The sequence below is a fragment of the Vibrio sp. 3-2(1) genome, from assembly GCF_963887575.1.
GTDB classification, from domain to species: Bacteria; Pseudomonadota; Gammaproteobacteria; order Enterobacterales; family Vibrionaceae; genus Vibrio; species Vibrio anguillarum.
Window position 1 is genome coordinate 1 of the sequence record NZ_CAWPGB010000035.1, and the last position, 4417, is coordinate 4417.

Here is a 4417-nt window from a genome sequence, read left to right on the forward strand (position 1 = left end):
GTTCTAAAACATGATTTGGTGGAATTCCGTCAATTATATACTTGAGCTCAGATTGACCATCACGCAACATTTTTAGCTCACTCTCATTTAGCTGAATGAGTTCCATAATTTCCTTATGCCTAACGCCCAATTAAGGGGTGAGCAACGCTACCACCCAACCTAAAGCATTGTGCCATAAACACTAAACTTGAAGTAGAAGCAAAAATGCCAAGCGTTGGGAATCCCTCTTAAATTGTTTGTTATGTGCGTTACTCAATTTTTGTTCTTATTTTTCCATTCTGAAGTTTTTCAATCGTCATAGTTGTTGGGTAATTTTCCCCAACAGTTTTAAAAATTTCTACCACGTCAAAAATCGTTATGAAATATATACAGTTTTTCTTATCAAAATCTGAGCAAACAAAGAATCCAACAGGGCTAGTACCTGTTGGGAAGAACGGGACAAAGTAATAGCTATGAATAAACTGATTACATATCTGCATTGTATTTAATGTATGAATTTCAGTGCTGCTTACTAAGTCATAGTCTGAATCTACCGAACTAGGTATTATTTTGTCGGGATCTCCCGAAAAATTGATCTTTCGAACTTTATAATTTTGATTCTTCACTGAATCAGATATTTTCCGAGATTCAATCAATTTTCTAACTGAGTAGAAACCTAAAAATATGTCTTTCTCTAGCGTGTAGATATTTTTCTCGCCCCACCTCTTCTGAACTAGCCTAAGGGTTAGCTTTTCTGCGAGTTTCAGTAAATCATCTTTCCAATATTTTGATACATTGATCATTGCAAATATTACCCATAAGCACATAACGCCCGCCTAAGGGGCTGGCAACGCATAACACTAAACTCAAACATAACAGCCGTAACCACCGCGGCTCAATGGGACTGGAAACGCCACGCGTTGAGAGTCCCTCTTGAGGCGTTTGTTAAATTGCAATTGCTCGCCGCTTTGCTTGGGCAAATACTGTAATTGAATTTTCAGTTGTTCTCTCTACTTCAAAATAACCACCTGACATTGAAAGTTGACGCGCATTCAATGCGTCGGAGCCAAGTTTTTTAAACCAATACGGTGCAAGAGAGCATTGTGCTGAGCCTGTTGCTAAATCCTCAGATATGCCAATTTTGGGAGCAAAGTATCTTAGAACATAACCACTATTACCATTTGCAGCCGTTACAATCAGAGCATGGTATTCGTTGATTTCTCTCAAGCGATCATCATCTGGCTGGAAATTCATGACAGCCTCAACCGAAGGCAAAACCAAGACTAAGTCTCGGGTAGAAAAAACATCAATCGCATTCGTCGCTAAATCAGAGATTTCTACTGGAACAGCACAAGGCTTTGCTTCCCAGCTTGGTAATACCAATGAATATTGGTCACCTCTTTTAGAAATCACAACTTCACCGTATTTACTGTTGAAAACTACATTTTCCAGTTGGTACTTAGAAAGGATCGCTGCACCAGCGCCTAAACTCCCGTGACCACAAAGATTAATTTCACCATCCAATGCAAACCAACGAATGTGAAACTGTCCGTCGACGTGAGTAATGAAAGAAGTCACAGGCTGTCCAACTTCACGGGTTATTTGATGTAACTCGCTATCGGAAAACCAGCCATTTAGCTCTAGTACCCCGCAAGGATTACCAAAGGCCGATTCGCCAATAAACACATCATAAATATCAATTTTGATAATCCACCATCCTTGACTGCAATTTAACGCCCGGCTAAGGGGTTGACAACGCACCACCGAACTTAAAAAACACACTGTAAACGCTGAACTTCAATTTTGCACTAAAGCCGCCACGCGTTGGCAATCCCTCTTGAGCCGTTTGTTATAACGCAATTTTTGACACATCTATAGATTTAAGCTCGTGTGCAACTGTATGTAAATGCGGTAGTTGATTAGTCAATGCTTTAATATGTTGATCAATCAACTGTTTATCTTTATCTGTTGAAAGCACAGCATCATACCACTCAACTACATAGTCGGCTTGCTCTCCAATTTCGCGTTGTTCTCGCATAGAAATTAAGCCGATAAGTTTTGAAAAGTGATCAAGTGTTTTTGCTGTATATGGACAACTTAAACTTGAAAAAGTAAGTTCACGCTTTGTTGTGTAAAGGAACAAGCTTCGTTCAAATGAAGACAGTTGATAATAAGTATCTAATATCTGACGAGCAGCCCTAGAGAACCGTTCCCTGTTTTTCTGAGTAAGTGAAATGGGAATTAGATAAAGTAGCCCATTGCTATCACTTACTGCTTTTGCTAACTCCATAAGTCGATCATGCAACTCGTTGGCATGCCGATCTCGTTTCCAACGCAGAAATGCTGTTACCGCAAACAATGTACCAAAGATAGTTGCGACATTCGCCAATGCACCTAACACTGCCAATAAGTCAGTGCCTAAGAAAACTAAAGAGAATGCAGAACCACTCAAAAATATGGCAACTACACATACCCACATAATGTAACGATCACTTTCGAAAAACTTGAACAACTCGCTTATCTCCCCATTGCGTTATAACGCCCGCTTAAGGGGCAGACAACGCTACTACCAACTTTCCGCATAACACCGTAATCACAAAAACCAACGCATAGTAAAAATTCCACGCGTTGGCTGTCCCTCTTGAAGCGTTTGTTAGCACACACGTGATTACATAATGCACTCTTTCGCATTTTTGGCTTGTACAACACCTTTTTCGATGATTGCCAACACTTGATCGTTCTTAATTGAAGATACGATTTTATCTAGCAAGTTTTCCGCTGTAGTTTCAGAAGATACCTCAACTAAACAGCTGTAAGAGTTAGAAACCTTTTCTGTCGCTGCAGCGACAGCTTGATGGTCAGTAAAATCAGTATGAACTAATGACTCTATTGATTGAGCAAATTCTTGAGCCTTTTGTGTCGCATCACCGAAAACTTCGAGATTGAGATTATTCAAATCAAACGAATCGGCCTTCTGCTGCAGGCTATCGACTGCTTTATTAGCTGCAGCCTTAGCCTCATCAATCGCTTTACTTGCATCATCACAACCAACCAAGACTGTCATCATAATCAGCACCATTAACGTTTTTTTCATTTTTCAGCCTCTCAAATAAAAGTTACTTTTCGATACTAGACCAAGATCAAGATCAAGAGTCATCGAATAGAAATACCGTAACAGAATACAAACTCTGGTTTATGAGATGTGTGTGCTAACGCCCGCTTAAGGGGCAGACAACGCTACTACCAAGTTTCCGCATAACACCGCAATCACACAAAACCAATGCATAGTAAAAATGCCCCGCGTTGGCTGTCCCTCTTGAAGCGTTTGTTATGTAAGTGGTTGGTTCTATCCCCAGAAACACCCATAAGTATCGTCTTCTAATATTTCCAAGAAAGCTTCTAGAAGTTGAATCTCTGGGATTGGCTCATACGAATGCCATTTTTGGTCGGATTTCATCCAGTAAATTTTCCACGCGTCACGCGACTTATAATATTTGACTTTGGCTACTGGGCACTCCATTTTTTCGGATGGATCATTCCACTTAGGACGTATCTCGAAGATTTCGATGACCTGCCCCTCTAACCGATACCCAATATCAAGTTGATTGCGGATCTCTTCTGGCGGTCGACAAGAATCAAGGTACTTCTCCACTGCCTTTCTGTAACGCTGTTGCTCAATTTCTGAAAATGCCATATCTATCACCTAACCCTTTAATTAAGCTAAGTTTACGACCTAATTTCATACGTTGGTTAGGTTAATTTTCGAGAAAGTACATAACGCCCGCCTAAGGGGCTGACAACGCATTACCACTAAACTCAATCACAACAGACGAAACCACCGCGGCTCAATGGGACTGGAAACGCCACGCGTTGACAGTCCCTCTTGAGGCGTTTGTTAGCTTCGTAGCACATTGTTTAACAATGACTTTTAACACCTTTACTTGAAAAGTATTTTACGCAAATGCATCGAACATGCACACGTCCAACGCCAAAAGCTGTGAAGTTGACTGCCAAAACTCAAAACGCTCAAGGCTAAGTTGGCCACGGTTAAGAGTCCGCGACAAAGAAAGCAAGATCACAGCGATGATGCAGTATTTTGTAAAACTAAGCTGACCGCGCTGAACGTCAAACAACACTGAAGCATCGAAGCTTGATAGGTTTCAGCGACTTGAAAACTGCTGAACATTCAACACTTTCTACCAAATCAGCATCAGGCAAAACTAAAAAGCCAAATAGTGCTACTTGAACGCTTAAAGCTGAATTTTCACAACAAATGAGCTTAGATTTTGATGATTCTAGCCTTTAAGAAGCTAACGCCCGCCTAAGGGGCTGGCAACGCAAACCACTAAACTCAAACACAACAACTGTAACCACCGCGGCTCAATGGGACTGGAAACGCCACGCGTTGACAGTCCCTCTTGAGGCGTTTGTTAGGCGA

At 41.0% G+C, this 4417-nt stretch carries 6 protein-coding genes; all 6 read right to left on the reverse strand.

Features of this window, described 5'->3' with window-relative positions; translation table 11 throughout:
* Positions 1–248: 248 nt before the first annotated feature.
* Complete coding sequence (locus tag AACQ79_RS12980; protein WP_170899879.1) at positions 249–806, reverse strand: hypothetical protein; 558 nt, start codon at positions 804–806, stop codon at positions 249–251.
* A 118-nt stretch (positions 807–924) separates the two neighbouring features.
* Positions 925–1665 (reverse strand): PhzF family phenazine biosynthesis protein, encoded by a 741-nt coding sequence (locus AACQ79_RS12985; protein WP_170899880.1) that lies wholly within the window; start codon positions 1663–1665, stop codon positions 925–927.
* A gap of 163 nt (positions 1666–1828) precedes the next feature.
* Positions 1829–2458 carry a hypothetical protein gene (locus AACQ79_RS12990; RefSeq protein WP_170899881.1) on the reverse strand — a complete coding sequence of 210 codons (630 nt, stop codon included), beginning with the start codon at positions 2456–2458 and terminating at the stop codon, positions 1829–1831.
* Between the two features lie 189 nt (positions 2459–2647).
* On the reverse strand, positions 2648–3073 hold the full coding sequence (locus AACQ79_RS12995) for a hypothetical protein (RefSeq protein ID WP_170899883.1): 426 nt from the start codon (positions 3071–3073) through the stop codon (positions 2648–2650).
* Positions 3074–3325: 252 nt separating this feature from the next.
* Positions 3326–3673, reverse strand: coding sequence for a DUF3024 domain-containing protein (locus AACQ79_RS13000; RefSeq protein ID WP_017042813.1), 348 nt, complete (start codon positions 3671–3673; stop codon positions 3326–3328).
* Positions 3674–3932: 259 nt separating this feature from the next.
* A complete protein-coding gene (locus AACQ79_RS13005) occupies positions 3933–4115 on the reverse strand; it encodes a DUF645 family protein (RefSeq protein ID WP_170899884.1) in 183 nt (60 codons plus the stop codon).
* Positions 4116–4417 lie beyond the last annotated feature (302 nt).